Raw genomic sequence first — 17,257 nt, 5'->3', positions numbered from 1 at the left:
CGTGCGAGACCGCCGATCTCGCCGAGGTCACCCGGTCGCCAGGAAGACGTTCTTCACGTCGGTGAACGCGTCCAGCGCGTCCGGGCCCAGCTCCCGGCCGAGCCCCGACTGCTTCATCCCGCCGAAGGGCGTCCAGTACCGCACCGACGAGTTCGAGTTGACCGACAGGTTGCCGGCCTCGACCGCCCGCGCCACCCGGAACGCCCGCCCGAGGTTCTCGGTCCAGATGGAGCCGGAGAGCCCGTACTCGGTGTCGTTGGCCAGCCGGACCGCCTCGGCCTCGTCGTCGAACGGGACGACGGCGACGACCGGGCCGAAGACCTCCTCCCGCCAGGCGGGCGAGGCCGGGTCGACCGGCGCCAGCACGGTCGGCGGGAACCAGAACCCGGGGCCGTCCGGGGCGCTGCCGCGGATCGCCACCGGGGCGTCGTCGGGCACGTAGGCGGCCACCCGTTCACGGTGGCCGGCGCTGATCAGCGGCCCCATCTCGCTGTCCTCGGCGCCGGGGTCCTTCACCCGCAGGCCGGTGACCGCCGCCTCCAGCCGCGACAGGAAGTCGTCGAGCACCGTGCGCTGGACCAGGATGCGGGAGCGGGCGCAGCAGTCCTGCCCGGCGTTGTCGAAGACGGCGTACGGGGCGGCCGCCGCGGCCCGCTCGAGGTCGGCGTCGGCGAAGACGATGTTCGCGCTCTTGCCGCCGAGCTCCAGGGTCACCCGCTTCACCTGCTCGGCGCAGCCGGCCATGATCCGCCTGCCCACCTCGGTCGAGCCGGTGAAGCAGACCTTGCGCACCGCCGGGTGGGTGACGAAGCGCCACCCGACGACCGAGCCCTGGCCGGGCAGCACCTGGAACACGCCGTCCGGGATGCCCGCCGCGCGGGCCAGCTCGGCCAGCCGGATCGCGGTCAGCGGGGTGAGCTCGGCCGGCTTGAGGACGACCGTGTTGCCCGCCGCCAGCGCCGGCGCGAAGCCCCAGCCGGCGATCGGCATCGGGAAGTTCCAGGGCACGATGACCCCGACCACGCCGAGCGGCTCGGCGAAGGTGACGTCGACGCCGCCGGGCACCGGGATCTGCCGGCCCGCCGCCCGCTCGGGCGCGGCCGAGTAGTAGTGCAGGACGTCGCGGACGTTGCCGGCCTCCCAGCGGGCGTTGCCGATCGGGTGCCCGGAGTTGAGCACCTCGAGCCGGGCGAGCTCCTCGATCGAGGCGTCGACCAGCTCCGCGAAGCGGCGCAGCAGCCGGCCGCGGTCGCCGGGCGCGACCGCCCGCCAGGCCGGGAAGGCGGCCGCGGCCCGCTCGATCGCGGCGTCGGTCTGCTCGAGCGAGGTCGGCTCGACGGTGGTGACGACCTCCTCGGTGGCCGGGTTGACCACCTCGTGGGCGGAGCTCACAGGCGCTCGAACCCCCGCACCCGCTCCCAGTCGGTCACCGCCGCGTCGAAGGCGGCCAGCTCCACCCGGGCGGCGTTGGTGTAGTGGTCGACGACGTCGTCGCCGAACGCCGCGCGGGCCAGCGAGCTCTTCTCGAACAGCTCGGCCGCGTCGCGCAGCGTCGTGGGCACCCGCGGCCGGTCCGAGGAGTAGGCGTTGCCCCCGAGCGCCGGCTCCAGCGGCAGCTCGTTCTCGATGCCGTGCAGCCCGGCGGCCAGGACCGCGGCCAGCGCCAGGTAGGGGTTCACGTCGCCGCCGGGCACCCGGTTCTCCACCCGCAGCGACGGACCGTGCCCGACCACCCGCAGCGCGCAGGTGCGGTTGTCCAGCCCCCACGCCACCGCCGTCGGCGCGAAGCTGCCCGCCGCGAAGCGCTTGTAGGAGTTGACGTTCGGCGCCATGAGCAGGGTGAGCTCCCGCTGGCCGGCCAGCTGCCCGGCCAGGAAGTGCTCGAACACCGGGGAGAACCCGTGCGGGCCCTCGCCGGCGAACACCGGCCGGTCGGCGGCGTCGCGCAGGCTCACGTGCAGGTGGCAGCTGTTGCCCTCGCGCTCGTCGAACTTGGCCATGAAGGTCAGGCTCATCCCGGCGTCGGCGGCGATCTCCTTGGCGCCGTTCTTGTAGACGACGTGGTTGTCGGCGGTGGTCAGCGCGTCGCGGTAGCGGAAGGCGATCTCGTGCTGGCCGAGGTTGCACTCCCCCTTGGCCGACTCGACCGTCATCCCGGCGCCGGCCATGCCGTTGCGGATCGCCCGCAGCAGCGGCTCCACCCGGGCGGTGCCGAGCAGCGAGTAGTCGACGTTGTACTGGTTGGCCGGCGTGAGGTCGCGGTACCGCCGCTGCCACCCCTGCTCGTAGGTGTCGCGGAAGACGATGAACTCCAGCTCCGTGCCGGCCATCGCCGTCCAGCCGTGCTCCGCCAGCCGGGCCAGCTGGTGGCGCAGCACCTGCCGCGGGGACGGCGCCACCGGGGCGCCGTCCAGCTGCTCGAGGTCGCCGAGCAGCATCGCCGTCCCCGGCTGCCAGGGCACCCGCCGCAGGGTGGCGAGGTCGGGCCGGACGGCGAAGTCGCCGTAGCCCCGCTCCCACGACGAGATCGCGAACCCCTGGACTGTGTTCATGTCGACGTCGACGGCGAGCAGGTAGTTGCACGCCTCCGTGCCGTGGGCGAGGACCTCGTCGAGGAAGAACCGGGCGTGGAAGCGCTTGCCCTGCAGCCGGCCCTGCATGTCGGGGACGGCGAGGACGACGGTGTCGACCGCCCCGTCCCCGACGAGCAGGGTGAGCTCCTCGGTGGTCAGGCTCATGCGGTCTCACCGGCGAGCTCGATGTCGCGCTCGACCTCGGCCAGCTCCTCCTCCGTGCCCTGCACCTTCGGGCCGGTGAACCACCTGCGGGCCGAGACCAGCCACCAGATGCCGGCGAACCCGAGCACCACGAGGACGGCGACCGGCGTGTAGTTGAACGTCGTCGCGTCGAGCGGGCTGACCTGCGGCAGCATGAACAGCACGGTGATGAAGCAGACCCAGACCACCGCGATGGTGCCGATCGGCCGGCTCCAGCGGCCGAGGTGCCACGGGCCGCGCTGGAAGGAGTCGCCGGCGCGCAGCCGCAGGAACGTCGGGATCACGTACGCGATGTAGAGGCCGATGACCGCGATGGAGGTGACCGCCGCGTACGCGGTGGTGTTCCACAGGTAGGGCAGGCCGAGGACGAACGCGCCGCCGGCGGCCAGCCAGATGGCGTTGGTGGGCGTCCGGGTGCGAGCGTTGATCCGGTGCCAGAAGGCCGACGCCGGCAGCGCGCCGTCCCGCGAGAAGGCGTAGATCATCCGCGAGTTCGCCGTCACCGACGACATGCCGCAGAACAGCTGGGCGCCGATGACGATGAGCAGCAGGAACTTCGCGGTGGTCAGCCCGACGGCGTCGACGAAGATCTGCGCCGGCGGCACGCCGGTGTCCGGGGCGGCCAGGGCGTTGTCGTAGCTCTGGATGGCGAACGTGACGCCGATGAGCAGCACCCAGCCGGCGACCAGCGAGACGACGATCGACATCACGATGCCGCGGGGCCCGGCGACGTCGGCGGAGTGCGTCTCCTCGGTCATGTGCGCCGAGGCGTCGTAGCCGGTGAAGGTGTACTGCGCCAGCAGCAGGCCCAGCAGGGCGACGTAGACCGTCGACCCCCAGCCGGTGTTGTTGACGAACTCCCCGAACACGAACGAGGCCGACTGGTGGTTGTCCGGCACGAAGGCGAGGACGCCGACGATGACCAGCACGCCGACGATGTGCCACCACACGCTGACGTCGTTGAGGAAGGCCACGACCTTGACGCCGAAGGTGTTCAGCAGGCCGTGGACCAGCAGGATGATCCCGAACAGCAGGATCGTGTGCCCGGGCCGGGTGTCGAAGCCGAACTGCAGGTCGAGGAAGGCGTTGAGGAAGAACGCCGCGCCGAAGTCGATGCCGGCGGTGACCGCGACCTGGCCCAGGAAGTTGAACCAGCCGGTGAACCACGACCACGCGCCGGGGTTGCGCGGCGCCAGCTTGGCCGCCCAGTAGTACAGCCCGCCGGCCGTGGGGTAGCTGGAGCAGACCTCGGCCATGGCCAGGCCGACGAAGACCACCATGATCCCGACGATCGGCCAGCCCCACACGATGACGGCCGGCCCGCCGGTGTTCATGCCGAACGCGTAGAGCGTCAGGCAGCCGGACAGGATCGAGATGATCGTGAACGAGACGGCGAAGTTGGAGAAGCCGGACATGTGCCGGCGCAGTTCCTGGGCGTAGCCCAGCTGGTGCAGCCGCGCCTCGTCGGTGGTGGCCGAGGGGCCGTGCGGGGGCTGTCCGGCGGGAGCGGGGGTCTGCGCTTCCACGGCGTCGCCTTCCTCGTGCGTCCGCCTGCCCGGCGGGCGCCGTCGCACGAGGTGCGCCGCCGCACGAGCAGGCGGCCGTCGGCGGTGCCGTGAGGCCTGCGTCGGTGGCCAAGGGAGGGACCCATTGACGGGGTGCCGCCGCCGGCTGTCAAGAGGTCTGGCCCCAGCGCGCAGGTCAGGCGAACGCCCGGAGCAGCTCCTCGGCGTCCTCCCGCGTGCCGGCGGCGACGAACCGCATCAGCCCCTCGGTGTCGGGGCACAGCCGCAGCTCGGCGCCGTCGGGCGTGAGCGCCACCCCGCCCGCGGCCGCCAGGAGCGCCAGCGCGCCGGCCACGTCGTGCACGTGCGTGCCGCTGCGGTCGAGGTCGTGCCAGGCCGCCGCGGAGCCGTCGGCGACCAGGCACAGCTCGACCGCGGTGCAGCCGGTGACCCGCACGCGGCGGGCGGGCCCGGGCACGGTGACCGATCCCCCGCCGGGCGCCGACGGGACGACGACGGTCGTCCCCGGCCGGGGGCGGACCGGCAGGCCGTCGCGCCAGGCGCCCCGCCCGTCGGTCCACCATCGGCGGCCCGACGAGAGGTCGACGACGACGCCGGCGATCGCCCGCCCGCCCTGCACGAGCCCGGCGGAGAACGCCCACGGCGGCAGGCCGGAGAGGAAGTTGCCGGTGCCGTCGAGCGGGTCGAGGACGACCCACGGCGAGTCGGCGGACACCCGCCGGTCCCGGCGCTCCTCGCTGAGCACCGGGACGCCCAACGCCTCCAGCACCCCGGCGGCGGCCAGGTGCGCGGCCTCGTCGGCGGCGATCGAGGGGCTGCCGTCGGGCTTCACCCGCTCCGCGCCGGTGCCCCGCGCCAACGCCACCGCCGTCTCCACGCGGGTGGCGGCCAGCGCCGCGAGGTGCAGGAACCGGTGGCTCAGCGCCACCGCCGGCCCGGGCACCGGCACGGGCAGCACGCCCCGCCCGCCCGGCCGGTCGCGCACGCGGTCGCAGCCCCACGTCGCCGCCGTCGCCAGCACCGCCGGGGTGTCCGGCCCGATGCCGGCGGCGGCGAGCAGCACCGCCTCGGCGACGCCCTCCGGCGTCCACTGCCGCCGCAGCAGCACCGCCGAGCCGTCGTCGCCGACGAGCACGCGGTAGGCCGGGTCGCTGACCGCCGGCGCCAGCGCGGCCGGCGCGAGGGCGAGCGAGGCGGCGGCGCGGGCCAGGTCCGGGCCCCCCGCGGCCGCCCGGTGCTCAGCCAACCGTTGCCTCACCCACTGTTGCGCAGCGCCGTCGCGATGCCGTTGATGGTCAGCTGGATGTTGCGGCGGGTCAGCTCGTCGTCGTCCCCGCCCCGGCGCCGCCGGAGCATCTCGACCTGCAGGTGGTGCAGGGGCTCGAGGTACGGGAAGCGGTTGCGGATCGAGCGGGCCAGCGACGGGTTGTCGGCCAGCAGCCGGTCGTCGCCGGTGACCGCGAGCAGCATGCGGCAGGTGCGCTCGTGCTCGGCGGTGATCGCGTCGAAGACCTGGTGCCGCAGCTGCCGGTCGGGCACCAGCTCGGCGTACCGGGCGGCCAGGCCGAGATCGGTCTTGGCCAGCACCATGCCCATGTTGGACATGATGGTGCGGAAGAACGGCCAGCGCCGGTGGAGCTCCTGGAGCCGGCCCAGCCGGGCGTCCTCGTCGGCGGCCGCGTCGCCGGCGACGTAGCCCTCCAGCGCGGTGCCGGTGCCGTACCAGCCGGGCAGCATGATCCGCGCCTGCGACCAGCTGAACACCCACGGGATGGCGCGCAGGTCGGTGATCTTGTCGCCGGCCTTGCGCGACGGCGGGCGGCTGCCGATGTTGAGCTCGGCGAGCTCGCCGATCGGCGTCGCCGCCCGGAACCACTCCACGAAGCCGGGTGTCTCGTGCACCAGCGCCCGGTAGGCGCGCTCGGCGCGGGCGGCGAGGTCGTCGAGCAGCTCGTAGGCCGGCTCGGCGTCGTCCCCGAGCCCCTCGATGTCGAGCAGCGTCGACTCCAGGGTCGCCGCGACCAGCGCCTCGAGGTTGCGGCGGGCGCGGTCGGGCTCGCCGTACTTGGCGGCGATGACCTCGCCCTGCTCGGTGATCCGGAGCTGGCCGGCCACCGAGCCCGGCGGCTGGGCGCGGATCGCGTCGTAGCTGGGCCCGCCGCCGCGGCCGACGGTGCCGCCCCGGCCGTGGAACAGCCGCAGCCGGATGCCCTCGCGCCGGGCGACCTCCACCAGGCTGAGCTCGGCCCGGTACAGCGCCCAGTTGGCGGCGAGGTAGCCGCCGTCCTTGTTGCTGTCGGAGTAGCCGAGCATGACCTCCTGGACGTCGCCGCGCGCGGCCACCAGCGCGCGGTACAGCGGCTGCTCGAGCACCGCGGAGAGGGTGCGGCCGGCGTTCTGCAGGTCCTCGATCGTCTCGAACAGCGGCGAGATGCCGATCGGGCAGGTGGGCCCGTCCTCGGCGCCGGGGTCGAGCAGGCCGACCTCCTTGAGCAGGACGGCGACCTCGAGCACGTCGCTGACCGACTCGCACATGCTGATGACGTAGTTCGGGAGGACGCGGGGGCCGAGCAGCGCGACCTGCGCGGCCGCGGCCTCGAGCACGTCGAGCTCGCCGCGGACCCGCTCCGACAGCTGCGCGCCGGGGCGGACGAGCGGGCGGCGCAGCCGCAGCTCCTCGGCCAGCAGCGCGACCCGCTGCTCCTCGCCCATGCCGGCGTAGTCGTCGGTGACCCCGGCCCAGGCCAGCAGCTCGGCCACGACCTCCTCGTGCACCTCGGCGTTCTGCCGCATGTCCAGGCCGCAGAGGTGGAAGCCGAACACCTCGACCGCCTCGCGCAGGCGGGCCAGCCGGTCGTCGGCGAGGGCGCCGGCGCCGTGGCTGCGCAGCGAGGCGTCGATGGTGTCGAGGTCGGCCCGCAGCTGGTCGGGGTCGTCGTAGGGCGGCAGCTCGACCTCCGGCGCCGGGCCGTGGACGTGCCCGACGGCGCGCCTGGTGGTGGCGACGACGCGGGCGTGCACGCCGCCGAGGGCCCGCCGGTAGGGCTCGTCGGCGCGGAAGGGCGAGTCGTCGCGGGAGGCCTCGGCGAGGCGGTACAGCGCGGGGGTGGGGGTGACCAGGCGGTCGGACATCGACAGCTCCACCCGCAGCTGGTCGAGCTCGTCGAGGTAGTGCCGCAGCGCCGTCTCGGCCTGGCGGGTGGTGGCCCGCTTCAGCGCCTCGGCCGTGACGAACGGGTTGCCGTCGCGGTCGCCGCCGATCCAGGAGCCCGGCAGCAGCATCGGCCGCTCCAGCAGCCCGGCGTCGGGCCAGCGCTCGGTCAGCGCCCGGCGCAGCTCGGCGTTGATGGCCGGGACGACGTCGAACAGCGACAGCTCGTAGTAGCGCAGCGCCTCGTCGATCTCGTCGGACAGCCGCAGCCGCGACAGCCGCAGCAGTGCCGTCTGCCAGAGGGTGAGCACCGCCCGCCAGAGCTTCGCCGACCACTCGTCGCCGACCTCGCCGAGCGCGGTCCGGTCGCGCTCGCGGATCAGGTCGGCGACCTGCCGCTGCACCTGCGAGATCGTCTTGCGCCGCACCTCCGTCGGGTGCGCCGTCACCACGGGGACGACGAGGGCGCCGGCCAGCTCGCGGGCCACGGTGTCGGCGTCCAGCGAGGCCTGGTCGAGCAGGTCGAAGGTGGCGGCCAGGGTGCCCAGCTGCGGCGGGGAGCCCTCGCGGCGGTGGTGCCGACGGCGGCGCTCGTGGTGGATGTCCTCGGCCAGGTTGGCCAGCAGCGAGAAGTGGCTGAAGGCCCGGATGACGTGGTTGGCGCTGCGGATGTCGAGCCCGGCCAGCCGGGCCGCGAGCTCCTCGCGGTCGACCTCGGAGCGGCGGATGCGGAACGCCTCGACGCGGGTGGACTCGACCAGCTCGAGGACGTCCGCGCCGGCCTGCTCGCCGATCACCTCGCCGAGCACGCGGCCGAGCAGGCGGATGTCGTCGCGCAGCGGGGCGTCGTCCGCCCGGTCGTCGGTGGCGTCCCCACCGTTGTGGTGGCGCAGATCGGCGACGTCGACGGTGGCTTCCGACATGGGCAGGATCATCCCCTGCCCGTGTGAACGGCTCGTGTTGGCCCACCGCGGGACCCACCCGGCCGCCCTCGGGCACAGGAGGCCGTGCGCACGGCTTCGGCCCGGATCCCGCTATGCACGGCCTCCTGCGCCTAGGGCGCCAGGGGGCCCTCGAACTGCTCCAGGGCGCGCAGGGCCAGGTCGTCGCCGGCGGCCACGCCGAGGCGGAACTGCTCCACCGCGCCGTCGAGGTCGCCGCGCTCGGCCAGCAGCAGGCCCAGGTTGTGGTGGCAGTAGACGTCACCGGCGCGGATGCCGGCGCGGTAGGCCTCCTCGGCGGCCTCCTCGTCGCCGAGCTCGTCGCAGTAGAGGTTGCCCAGCGGCAGCCAGGACTCGGTCTCCCCCAGCTTGGCCCCGTGCTCCAGCACGCGGCGGGCCTCGTCGACCCGCCCGGTGTCGCGCAGCAGCCGGCCGAGGTCGGCCCGCGCCGACGGGTAGTGCCGCGCGCCGGCCCGCAGGTCGGGCTCCAGCGCGGGGTCGAAGGTGAGCGCCCAGGTCCAGCTGGCGACGACCGCCGCCGCGACCGGGTCGCCTAGCGCGGCGCCCTCCTGCGCGGCGGCCAGCGCCTCCTCCCGCTCCCCCTGCTCGCGCAGCAGGAAGGCCAGGCCCAGCCAGCCGGTGGGGTCGCCGGCCGCGGCCGCGCCGCGGTAGGCGCGCATGGCGCCGGCCAGGTCGCCGAGCTCCTCGAGCACGAGCCCGAGGTTGCGCCACGCGTCGGACTCGCCGGCCGCGAGCGCCGCCTCGTAGGCGTCGACCGCCTCCTCGCAGCGCCCCTGCGCGGCCAGGGCGTTGCCCAGGTTGAACGAGCCGATGGAGTCGCCGAGCGCGGCGGCGCGGCGGAAGCACACCTCCGCGTCGCGCTGCCGGCCGGCCTCCGCCAGGTCGCAGCCGAGGTCGATCAGCTCGGCGGGGTCCCCGGAGGCCCGGAGCCGCCGGAGGCGCCGGTCCAGGTCCTCTCGCACGAGCCGATCATGGCGGGGCGCACGACCCGGCGGGACTGCTCGGGCACCGGTCTCACCCGTTGGGGCGGAGGGAATCTGCGCCGATCAGCCGCCGAAGGCCTCCCGCCAGGCCGGCATGAGGGTGCCGCGGCTCCACTCGAGGAACGGCTGCTGCTGGTCCCCGCCGATCTGCACGAGCGCCAGGTGGGTGAAACCGGCCTCGGCGTACGCCCGCGCCGCCTCGACCACGGCGTCGACGTCGTCCCCGCACGGGATGCTCCCCGCGACGTCGTCCGGCGTCACGAACTGGCTGGCGGAGTCGAACGCCGTCGTCCCCGGCAGCTCGGCGTTGACCTTCCAGCCCAGGCCGAACCAGCGGAACAGCGCGTGCGCCCGCTTCACCGCGGCGTCGCGGTCGGTGTCGTAGCAGATCGGCATCTGCCCCACCCGCGGCTTGCCCGCCCCGCCGGCGGCCTCGAACATCTCGACGAGCTCGCCCTTGGGCTCGACGGCGATCACCATGTCGGCGAGCTCGCCGGCGATCTGCGCCGACTGCCCACCGGAGATCGCGATGCCGATCGGCACCCGCTTCTCCGGCAGGTCCCACAGCTTGGCCGACTCGACGTCGAAGTGCTCGCCGCGGAAGTTGACGTACCCGCCGTCGAAGAGCTCGTGGATCACGCGGACCGCCTCGACGAACGCCTGCTGCCGGATGTCGGCGCCCGGCCAACCGCCGCCCACGACGTGCTCGTTGAGGTTCTCCCCCGAGCCCAGCCCGAGGGTGAACCGGCCGTCCGAGAGGATCTGCAGGGTCGCCGCCTGCTGGGCCACGACCGCGGGGTGGTAGCGGAAGGTCGGGCAGGTCACGTAGGTCATCAGCGGGATGCGGCTGGTCGCCTGCGCCGCGGCACCGAGGGTGACCCACGCGTTGGGGGCGTGCCCCATCTCGTCCAGCCACGGGAAGTAGTGGTCGCTGCAGACTGCGAAGTCGAACCCCGCCTCCTCCGCGCCGACCACGTGGCCGACCAGGTCGGCAGGGCCCGCCTGCTCGGTCATCATCGTGTAGCCCAGCTGCATCGCCATGCGGCCCGGCTACCCGGGGTCGGCGGGGGCCAACCCGGTCACGCGCGCTCGGACTGCAGCGCCTCCCGCATCTTGACCCGGCCGCCGGTGCGCAGCAGCGCACCGGCGTAGACGCGCCCGCCCAGCCGCACGACCAGCGCGATCGCGAGGAGCATCAGGACGACGGCGAGGCCGACCTCCCACGCCGCCGCCTCCCCCGCGGCGGTCCGCACCGGCATGACCAGCGGCGAGAGGCCCGGCACGTAGGAGGTCACGACCGCCAGGGTGCTGCCCGGGTCGCCGGCCGCCTGGATCGAGATGATGAACCCGACCACGAGCAGGATCGTCGTGGGCGTCAGCACGCTGCCGAGGTCCTCCTGCCGGCTGACCAGCGCGGCGGCCGCGGCGAAGACCGCGGCGTAGAAGGCGTAGCCGAGGACGAACCACAGCACGACGGACACGACCGTGCCGATCACCTGCCCGGGGACGTCGACCACGTCGAACGCCAGCGCGCCGGCCACCCCGACGACCGCGAGGATGACGATCTGCCCCAGCCCGAGCAGGCCCAGGCCGAGGATCTTGCCGGCCAGCAGCTGCCAGGGCCGCATCGTCGCGAGCAGCAGCTCCACCACCCGGCTGGACTTCTCCTCGACCACGCCCTGGGCCACGAACTGGCCGAAGAGGATCAGCAGGAAGTAGAGGAGCCCCACGCCGACGATCGCGACGACGACGGCCTGCGTGCGGTCCTCGCCGTTCGCCTCGAGGGCGACGACGTCGACCTGCGGGGGCGGGTCCAGCGCCACGTCCGCCCGCTGCAGCTGCGCCGCGGTGGAGACCGCGGCCACCGCGCCCTGCACCAGCGTCTGCGCCTCGCCGCCGTCGCGCTGCACCAGCAGGCGCGGGCTCGTGCCCTCGGGGTCGATCACGGCGGCGTCGACGTCGCCGTCGTCCACGGCCCGCCGGGCGGCGTCCTCGTCGGCGAGGTCGCGGACCTCGACGTCGGTGCCGAGCGCCTCCCCCTGCGCCACGAGCGCCGGCCGGACATCCGACGCGTCGCCGACGACGCCGACCGTGGTGCTCGAGCCGCCGCTGTTGACGATGACCTGGAACACCATCGCGCCGATGATCAGCACCAGCAGGACGACGGTGCTGATCAGGAACCCCTTGTCGCGCAGCCGGGTGGAGATCTCCCGGCCCGCGACCAGCCGGACGAGGGCCGCGCTGCTCAACCGCCGCGGCTCGCTCACGCCGCCACCTCCTGCCGCTGCACCGGCTCCGCGACGGCCTCGCGGAACAGCTCCACCAGGCTCGGCTCCCGCCAGGCGAAGTGGCTCACCCGGCCGGTGCGCAGCGCCGCCGCGAGCACCGCCTGGTCGTCGGCGCCGCCGTCGAGCTCGAGCAGGGTGTCGCCGGCCTGCTGGGACACCACCCGCACCCCCGGCAGGCCGCCGGCCCACCCGGGACCGGCGTCGGGGACGACGACGCGCAGCAGCCGCCCCGCCTCGCGGCGGCGCAGCTCCTCGACCGTGCCGGCGGCGACCATGCGGCCGCGGGCGAGGATGCCCACGGAGTCGCACAGCCGCTCCACCAGGTCCAGCTGGTGGCTGGAGAAGAGGACGGGCACGCCCTGCCGGCACTGCTCCAGCAGCGCCTCCGCGAGCGAGTCGACGCCGACCGGGTCCAGGCCCGAGAACGGCTCGTCGAGGATGAGCACCTCCGGGCGGCTGACCAGCGCGGCGGCCAGCTGGACCCGCTGCTGGTTGCCCAGCGACAGCTTCTCCACGCGATCGCCCCGCCGCTCGCCCAGCCCCAACCGGCCGACCCACTCATCGCTGGCGCGCGCGGCCGCGGCGGCGTCCAGGCCGTGCAGGCGGGCGAAGTAGGTGACCTGCTCGCCGACCCGCATCTTCGGGTACAGGCCGCGCTCCTCCGGCATGTAGCCGATCCGCCGGCGCGCGGCCTCGTCCAGCGGCCGGCCGCGCCAGCGCACCTCGCCGGCGTCGGCCCGGGCCAGCCCCATCGCGATGCGCATCGTCGTCGTCTTGCCGGCGCCGTTGGCGCCGCAGAAGCCGAACATCGACCCCTCGGGGACGGTGAACCCGACGCCCTGCAGCACGGCGTGGTCCCCGTAGCTCTTGCGGAGCCCGTCGAACTCGAGCATCGGCCTCTCCCCCCGATCGTGTGGACGGCTAACGAGACCGTAGCGGTCCCCCCGTGGCCGACCCGCGCTCCGACGTGAACAGGAGGTGTCGCGCGCGGGCTGGGTCTGCGGTGTCATCGACCCATGAGCGAGCGCAACGGGATCGCGCAGCCGCCGTCCGGGGTGGGGCTGGAGGGCCTGCGCGCCGCGGCCGCCGGCTGCCGGGCGTGCGAGCTGTGGGAGGGCACGACGCAGACCGTCTTCGGCGACGGCCCGGAGACCGCGCGCGTGGTGTTCGTCGGTGAGCAGCCCGGCGACCAGGAGGACCGCAAGGGCGAGCCGTTCGTCGGCCCGGCGGGGCGGCTGCTGGACAAGGCGCTGGCCGAGGCGGGCATCGACCGCCGCGACGCCTACGTCACCAACGCGGTGAAGCACTTCTACTTCAAGCCGACGCCCAAGCGGCGGCTGCACCAGACCCCCCGGCCCGAGCACCTGCGCGCCTGCCGGCCGTGGCTGGAGGCGGAGTTCGCGGTGCTCACGCCCGAGGTGGTGGTCTGCCTCGGCGCGACGGCGGCCAAGGCGCTGATCTCGCCGTCCTTCCGCATCACCAAGGACCGCGGCCGGCTCATCCCCTGGACGCCGCCCGGCTCCGCCGCCGAGGAGGACGAGGAGGACGCCCCGCACCAGACCTGGATGCTGGCCACCACCCACCCCTCCGCGGTGCTGCGGACGCCGGACGAGTCCCGCGCCGCCGCCTACGACGCCCTGGTCGCCGACCTCAGGGTGGTGGCCGGCGCGCTCGCGTGACGCCGCCGCGAACGGGTACCGGCGGTGCATGGAGCGGCTCTACACCGCGGAGGCCACCGCCTACGGCGCCCGTCACGGCGCGGTGGTGAGCTCCGACGACCGGCTGGACCTCAAGCTGTCCCGCCCGGCGGCGATGGGCGGCGACGACGGCCCCGGCACCAACCCCGAGCAGCTGTTCGCCGCCGGCTACGCGGCCTGCTTCCACAGCGCGATGCGCTACGCCGTGCGGGAGGTGGGGCTCCCGCCGCAGGCGCTGGAGGGGTCCCGCGTCACCGCGCGGGTGCACTTCCTCAAGACGCCGCCGTTCGAGTTCGGCCTCGCCGTCGAGCTCGAGCTGCACGCCCCGGGGATCGAGGCCGGGCAGGCCCTGGAGGTCATGGAGCTGACCCACCAGATCTGCCCCTACTCCAAGGCGACGAACGGCAACGTCGACGTCGAGCTGCTGGTCGCGCAGACCGCCCCCACCGACGCCGGCTGAGCCCGCCACCGCCCGGCCGGCCGGTGATCACCCCGGGACCACCGGTGCCTGCGGCGCGCTGGGGCGACGCCGCACCCGGGATGATCGTGCTGACGTCCCGACGCCGGTGGTCAGCGGGCGGAGCGGGAGGCCCGGAAGAGCCAGAACGACGGGACGACGAGCGCGACCAGCAGCATCGCCAGGACGACGACCACGCCGCCGGACACCATGGCGACCGTCACGGAGGTCGCGCTGGCCAGGGCCCCCGCGCGCAGGTCGCCCAGCCGCGGCCCACCGGCCACGACGACGATGAAGACCCCCTGCATCCGCCCGCGCATGTCCTCGGGCGCGGCCAGCTGCAGCATCGACGTCCGCAGGACGGCGCTGACCATGTCGGCCGCGCCGGCCACCGCCAGGCAGAGCACGGCCAGCCACAGCGCCGGGGCGAACCCGAAGCCGATGATGGCCACGCCCCACACCGCGATCGCCCCGAGCACCACCGCGCCCTGCCGGTCGACCCGCGCCACCCACCCCGACGTCAGACCCATGACCAGGGCGCCGATCGAGACGCCGGCGAACAGCCAGCCCAGGCCGTTGGGCGAGTCGGCGAAGCGGGTCTCGGCCAGCTCCGGGAAGACCGCCTGCGGCCAGGCGAACAGCATCGCGATGATGTCGACGACGAAGGTCATCAGCAGCACCGGCTGGGTGCGCAGGAAGACGAAGCCCGCCCACACGCCCCGCACGGCGCTGCCCAGCCGCAGCGGCCGGGCCTCGCCGCCGGGCGGCAGCGCGGGCAGGCCGCGCAGCAGCAGCACGGCCACCAGGAACCCGAGGGCGTCGACGGCGTAGGTGACGAAGAGCTCGCCGAGGCCGATCAGCACGCCGGCCAGCAGCGGGCCCACGATGACGCCGACCTGCCGCACCGTCATCGCCAGGGCGTTGGCGCCGGCGACCCCCTCGGGCCCGACCAGCGCCGGGATCACGGCGCCGCGGGCCGGCTGGTTCACCGCGGCGAATCCCGAGACGGCCGCGGTCAGCACCCACAGGACGGCGAGGTTCCCGCCCCCGGGCAGCAGCGCCTGCACGGCGAGCAGCGCGCTGGTCACCGCCGCGCCGATCGAGGTGACCAGCATCAGCTTGCGGCGGTCCATCGCGTCGGCGATCGCGCCGCCGAGCAGGCCGAAGACGACCAGCGGCACCAGCGCGACGACCGAGGTGACGCCGACCAGCAGCGACGAGCCGGTGAGCTGGAAGACCTGGTAGGGGACGGCGACCAGCGTCATCTGCTGGCCCAGCATCGTCGCCGCCGTCCCCCAGAACAGCCGGCGGTAGGCGCGGTTGCGCAGCGGGGTGGTGTCGATCGCCCACGCGCGCGCCCGGCGCCGCGGCGCGGCCACCGGCTCGGCGACCGCGCCGGCCCCCTCGACCGGATCGACGGGCGTGCCGCCCGTCACGGGGCGAGCCGCTGGACGATCCAGCCGCCTCCCTCGGCGTCGTCGCGGACGAAGCGCAGCCGGTCGTGCAGGCGGTCGGCGCCGCCCTGCCAGAACTCCACCCGGTCGGGGACGACGCGGTAGCCACCCCACACGGGCGGCCGGGGCACCGGCCCCTCGCCGGTCTCCTCGTCGAGCAGCTTCACCCGCTCGGCCAGCTCGTCCCGGGAGTCGACGACGGTCGACTGCACCGACGCCACCGCGGCCAGCTGGGCACCGCGCGGGCGCGGGTTCCACAGGTCGTCGGACGCCGCGTCGCCCACCCGCTCCACGCGGCCGGCGACCCGGACCTGGCGCTGCAGCGGGTGCCACGGGAAGACCAGCGCGGCCCGCGGGTTGGCCGCCAGCTGGGCGCCCTTGGTCGAGGCGTAGCTGGTGGCGAAGACGAACCCGAACTCGTCGTAGCCCTTCATCAGCACGATGCGGGCGTCGGGGGCGCCGTCGGCGTCGGCGGTGGCGACGACGACCGCGTTGGGTTCGGGGAGCTCGGCGGCGACGGCGTCGGCGAACCAGCGGTCGAACTGCTCGACCCAGCTCGCCGCCAGGTCCTCCTCGCGCAGGCCCCGCCCGCCGTAGTCCCGGCGCATGCGGGAGAGATCGGGCACGCAGCCATGCTGTCACCGCGTCCGCCCGGGCGCCGGAGGCGGACGGGGAGGAAGCCCGTGAGGGCCCTCACACCAGCGCCCGAGCGGGGGACACTGTGACCAGGGTCGGATGGAGGCGGCCCGCCGGGACCGCCTAGGGTCCACCCAGTCGTGCGCGCAGCTGCGTGCACGCACAGGTTTCGCGCGCAGAGGAGCATGCGGAATGGCCGACGACTTCAAGCCGGGACTGGAAGGCGTCATCGCCTTCGAGACCGAGATCGCCGAACCCGACAAGGACGGCGGCGCGCTGCGGTACCGCGGCGTCGACATCGAGGACCTGGTCGGCAAGATCACCTTCGGCAACGTGTGGGCGCTACTGGTCGACGGCAAGTTCGGCCCCGGGCTGCCCCCGGCCGAGCCGTTCCCGATCCCCGTGCACACCGGCGACGTCCGCGTCGACGTCCAGGCCGCGCTGGCGATGCTCACGCCGATCTGGGGCTACAAGCCCCTGCTCGACATCAGCGCCGAGGAGGCCCGCGAGGAGCTGGCCCGCGCCGCGGTCATGGCGCTGTCCTACGTCGCCCAGTCCGCCCGCGGCATCGGCGTCCCCGCCGTCCCGCAGCGGCGCATCGACGAGTGCAACACCATCGTCGAGCGGTTCATGACCCGGTGGCGGGGCGAGCCCGATCCCCGCCACGTCGCCGCCGTCGACGCCTACTGGACGTCGGCCGCCGAGCACGGCATGAACGCCTCCACCTTCACCGCCCGCGTCATCGCCTCCACCGGCGCCGACGTCGCCGCCGCGCTGTCCGGCGCCATCGGCGCGATGTCGGGCCCGCTGCACGGCGGGGCGCCGTCCCGGGTGCTGCACATGCTCGACGGCGTCGAGAAGCTCGGCGACGCCGAGAAGTACGTCAAGGACCTGCTCGACCGCAAGGAACGGCTCATGGGCTTCGGCCACCGGGTGTACCGGGCCGAGGACCCGCGCGCCCGCGTGCTGCGCAAGGCCGCCCAGGAGCTCGGCGCCCCGCGGTTCGACGCCGCGCTGGCCCTGGAGCAGGCCGCGCTCAAGGAGCTGCGCGAGCGCCGCCCCGACCGCCCGATCGAGACCAACGTGGAGTTCTGGGCGGCGATCGTCCTCGACTTCGCCGAGGTGCCCAGCCACATGTTCACCTCGATGTTCACCTGCGCCCGCACCGCCGGCTGGTGCGCGCACATCCTCGAGCAGAAGAACACCGGCCGCCTCGTGCGCCCGTCGGCCCGCTACATCGGCCCCGGCCCGCGCAAGCCCGAGGAGGTCGACGGCTTCGACACCATCACGACGAAGTCGATGAGCGCCGCCGCCCCCGCCTGAACC

At 74.5% G+C, this 17,257-nt stretch carries 14 protein-coding genes; 3 read left to right on the top strand and 11 right to left on the bottom strand.

Features of this window, described 5'->3' with window-relative positions; genetic code table 11:
• Positions 1-27: 27 nt before the first annotated feature.
• The 9 genes from ACI78S_RS01600 to ACI78S_RS01560 form a co-directional block, all read right to left on the bottom strand.
• Positions 28-1,392 carry an aldehyde dehydrogenase family protein gene (locus ACI78S_RS01600; RefSeq protein WP_456970443.1) on the bottom strand — a complete coding sequence of 455 codons (1,365 nt, stop codon included), beginning with the start codon at positions 1,390-1,392 and terminating at the stop codon, positions 28-30.
• Positions 1,389-2,738: a glutamine synthetase family protein gene (locus tag ACI78S_RS01595; protein ID WP_456970442.1), complete on the bottom strand. Its 1,350-nt coding sequence runs from the start codon at positions 2,736-2,738 to the stop codon at positions 1,389-1,391. Before ACI78S_RS01595 ends, ACI78S_RS01600 begins: the two co-directional genes overlap by 4 nt.
• Positions 2,735-4,303, bottom strand: a complete 1,569-nt coding sequence (locus ACI78S_RS01590; RefSeq protein ID WP_456970441.1) for an amino acid permease — start codon at positions 4,301-4,303, stop codon at positions 2,735-2,737. The genes ACI78S_RS01595 and ACI78S_RS01590 overlap by 4 nt, the downstream gene beginning before the upstream one ends.
• 175 nt (positions 4,304-4,478) lie before the next feature.
• A complete protein-coding gene (locus ACI78S_RS01585) occupies positions 4,479-5,549 on the bottom strand; it encodes an inositol monophosphatase family protein (RefSeq protein ID WP_456970440.1) in 1,071 nt (356 codons plus the stop codon).
• A gap of 8 nt (positions 5,550-5,557) precedes the next feature.
• Positions 5,558-8,377 carry a phosphoenolpyruvate carboxylase gene (ppc, locus tag ACI78S_RS01580; RefSeq protein WP_456970439.1) on the bottom strand — a complete coding sequence of 940 codons (2,820 nt, stop codon included), beginning with the start codon at positions 8,375-8,377 and terminating at the stop codon, positions 5,558-5,560.
• A gap of 131 nt (positions 8,378-8,508) precedes the next feature.
• Positions 8,509-9,378 (bottom strand): tetratricopeptide repeat protein, encoded by an 870-nt coding sequence (locus tag ACI78S_RS01575; RefSeq protein WP_456970438.1) that lies wholly within the window; start codon positions 9,376-9,378, stop codon positions 8,509-8,511.
• An 84-nt stretch (positions 9,379-9,462) separates the two neighbouring features.
• Positions 9,463-10,440 carry an LLM class F420-dependent oxidoreductase gene (locus ACI78S_RS01570; protein ID WP_456970437.1) on the bottom strand — a complete coding sequence of 326 codons (978 nt, stop codon included), beginning with the start codon at positions 10,438-10,440 and terminating at the stop codon, positions 9,463-9,465.
• A gap of 38 nt (positions 10,441-10,478) precedes the next feature.
• Positions 10,479-11,666 (bottom strand): ABC transporter permease, encoded by a 1,188-nt coding sequence (locus ACI78S_RS01565; protein ID WP_456970436.1) that lies wholly within the window; start codon positions 11,664-11,666, stop codon positions 10,479-10,481.
• Positions 11,663-12,580, bottom strand: a complete 918-nt coding sequence (locus ACI78S_RS01560) for an ABC transporter ATP-binding protein (RefSeq protein ID WP_456970435.1) — start codon at positions 12,578-12,580, stop codon at positions 11,663-11,665. Before ACI78S_RS01560 ends, ACI78S_RS01565 begins: the two co-directional genes overlap by 4 nt.
• A gap of 123 nt (positions 12,581-12,703) precedes the next feature.
• Between ACI78S_RS01560 and ACI78S_RS01555 the strand changes: the two genes are divergently transcribed.
• Entirely contained in the window at positions 12,704-13,366 is a 663-nt protein-coding gene (locus tag ACI78S_RS01555) for a UdgX family uracil-DNA binding protein (RefSeq protein WP_456970434.1), read from the top strand.
• 28 nt (positions 13,367-13,394) lie between these two features.
• On the top strand, positions 13,395-13,844 hold the full coding sequence (locus ACI78S_RS01550; RefSeq protein WP_456970433.1) for an organic hydroperoxide resistance protein: 450 nt from the start codon (positions 13,395-13,397) through the stop codon (positions 13,842-13,844).
• Positions 13,845-13,954: 110 nt separating this feature from the next.
• Here the strand turns inward: ACI78S_RS01550 and ACI78S_RS01545 are convergent, their stop codons facing one another.
• Positions 13,955-15,277 (bottom strand): MFS transporter, encoded by a 1,323-nt coding sequence (locus ACI78S_RS01545; protein WP_456970432.1) that lies wholly within the window; start codon positions 15,275-15,277, stop codon positions 13,955-13,957.
• A complete protein-coding gene (gene pdxH, locus ACI78S_RS01540) occupies positions 15,274-15,921 on the bottom strand; it encodes a pyridoxamine 5'-phosphate oxidase (RefSeq protein WP_456970431.1) in 648 nt (215 codons plus the stop codon). The genes ACI78S_RS01545 and pdxH overlap by 4 nt, the downstream gene beginning before the upstream one ends.
• Before the next feature lie 202 nt (positions 15,922-16,123).
• Between pdxH and ACI78S_RS01535 the strand changes: the two genes are divergently transcribed.
• The gene (locus ACI78S_RS01535; protein WP_456970429.1) at positions 16,124-17,254 is read left to right on the top strand and encodes a citrate synthase 2; all 1,131 of its coding nucleotides are present in this window, start codon (positions 16,124-16,126) and stop codon (positions 17,252-17,254) included.
• Positions 17,255-17,257: the final 3 nt, after the last annotated feature.

The sequence above is a fragment of the Geodermatophilus sp. SYSU D00815 genome (assembly GCF_054050035.1).
This window is presented reverse-complemented; position numbering and strand designations above follow the sequence as displayed.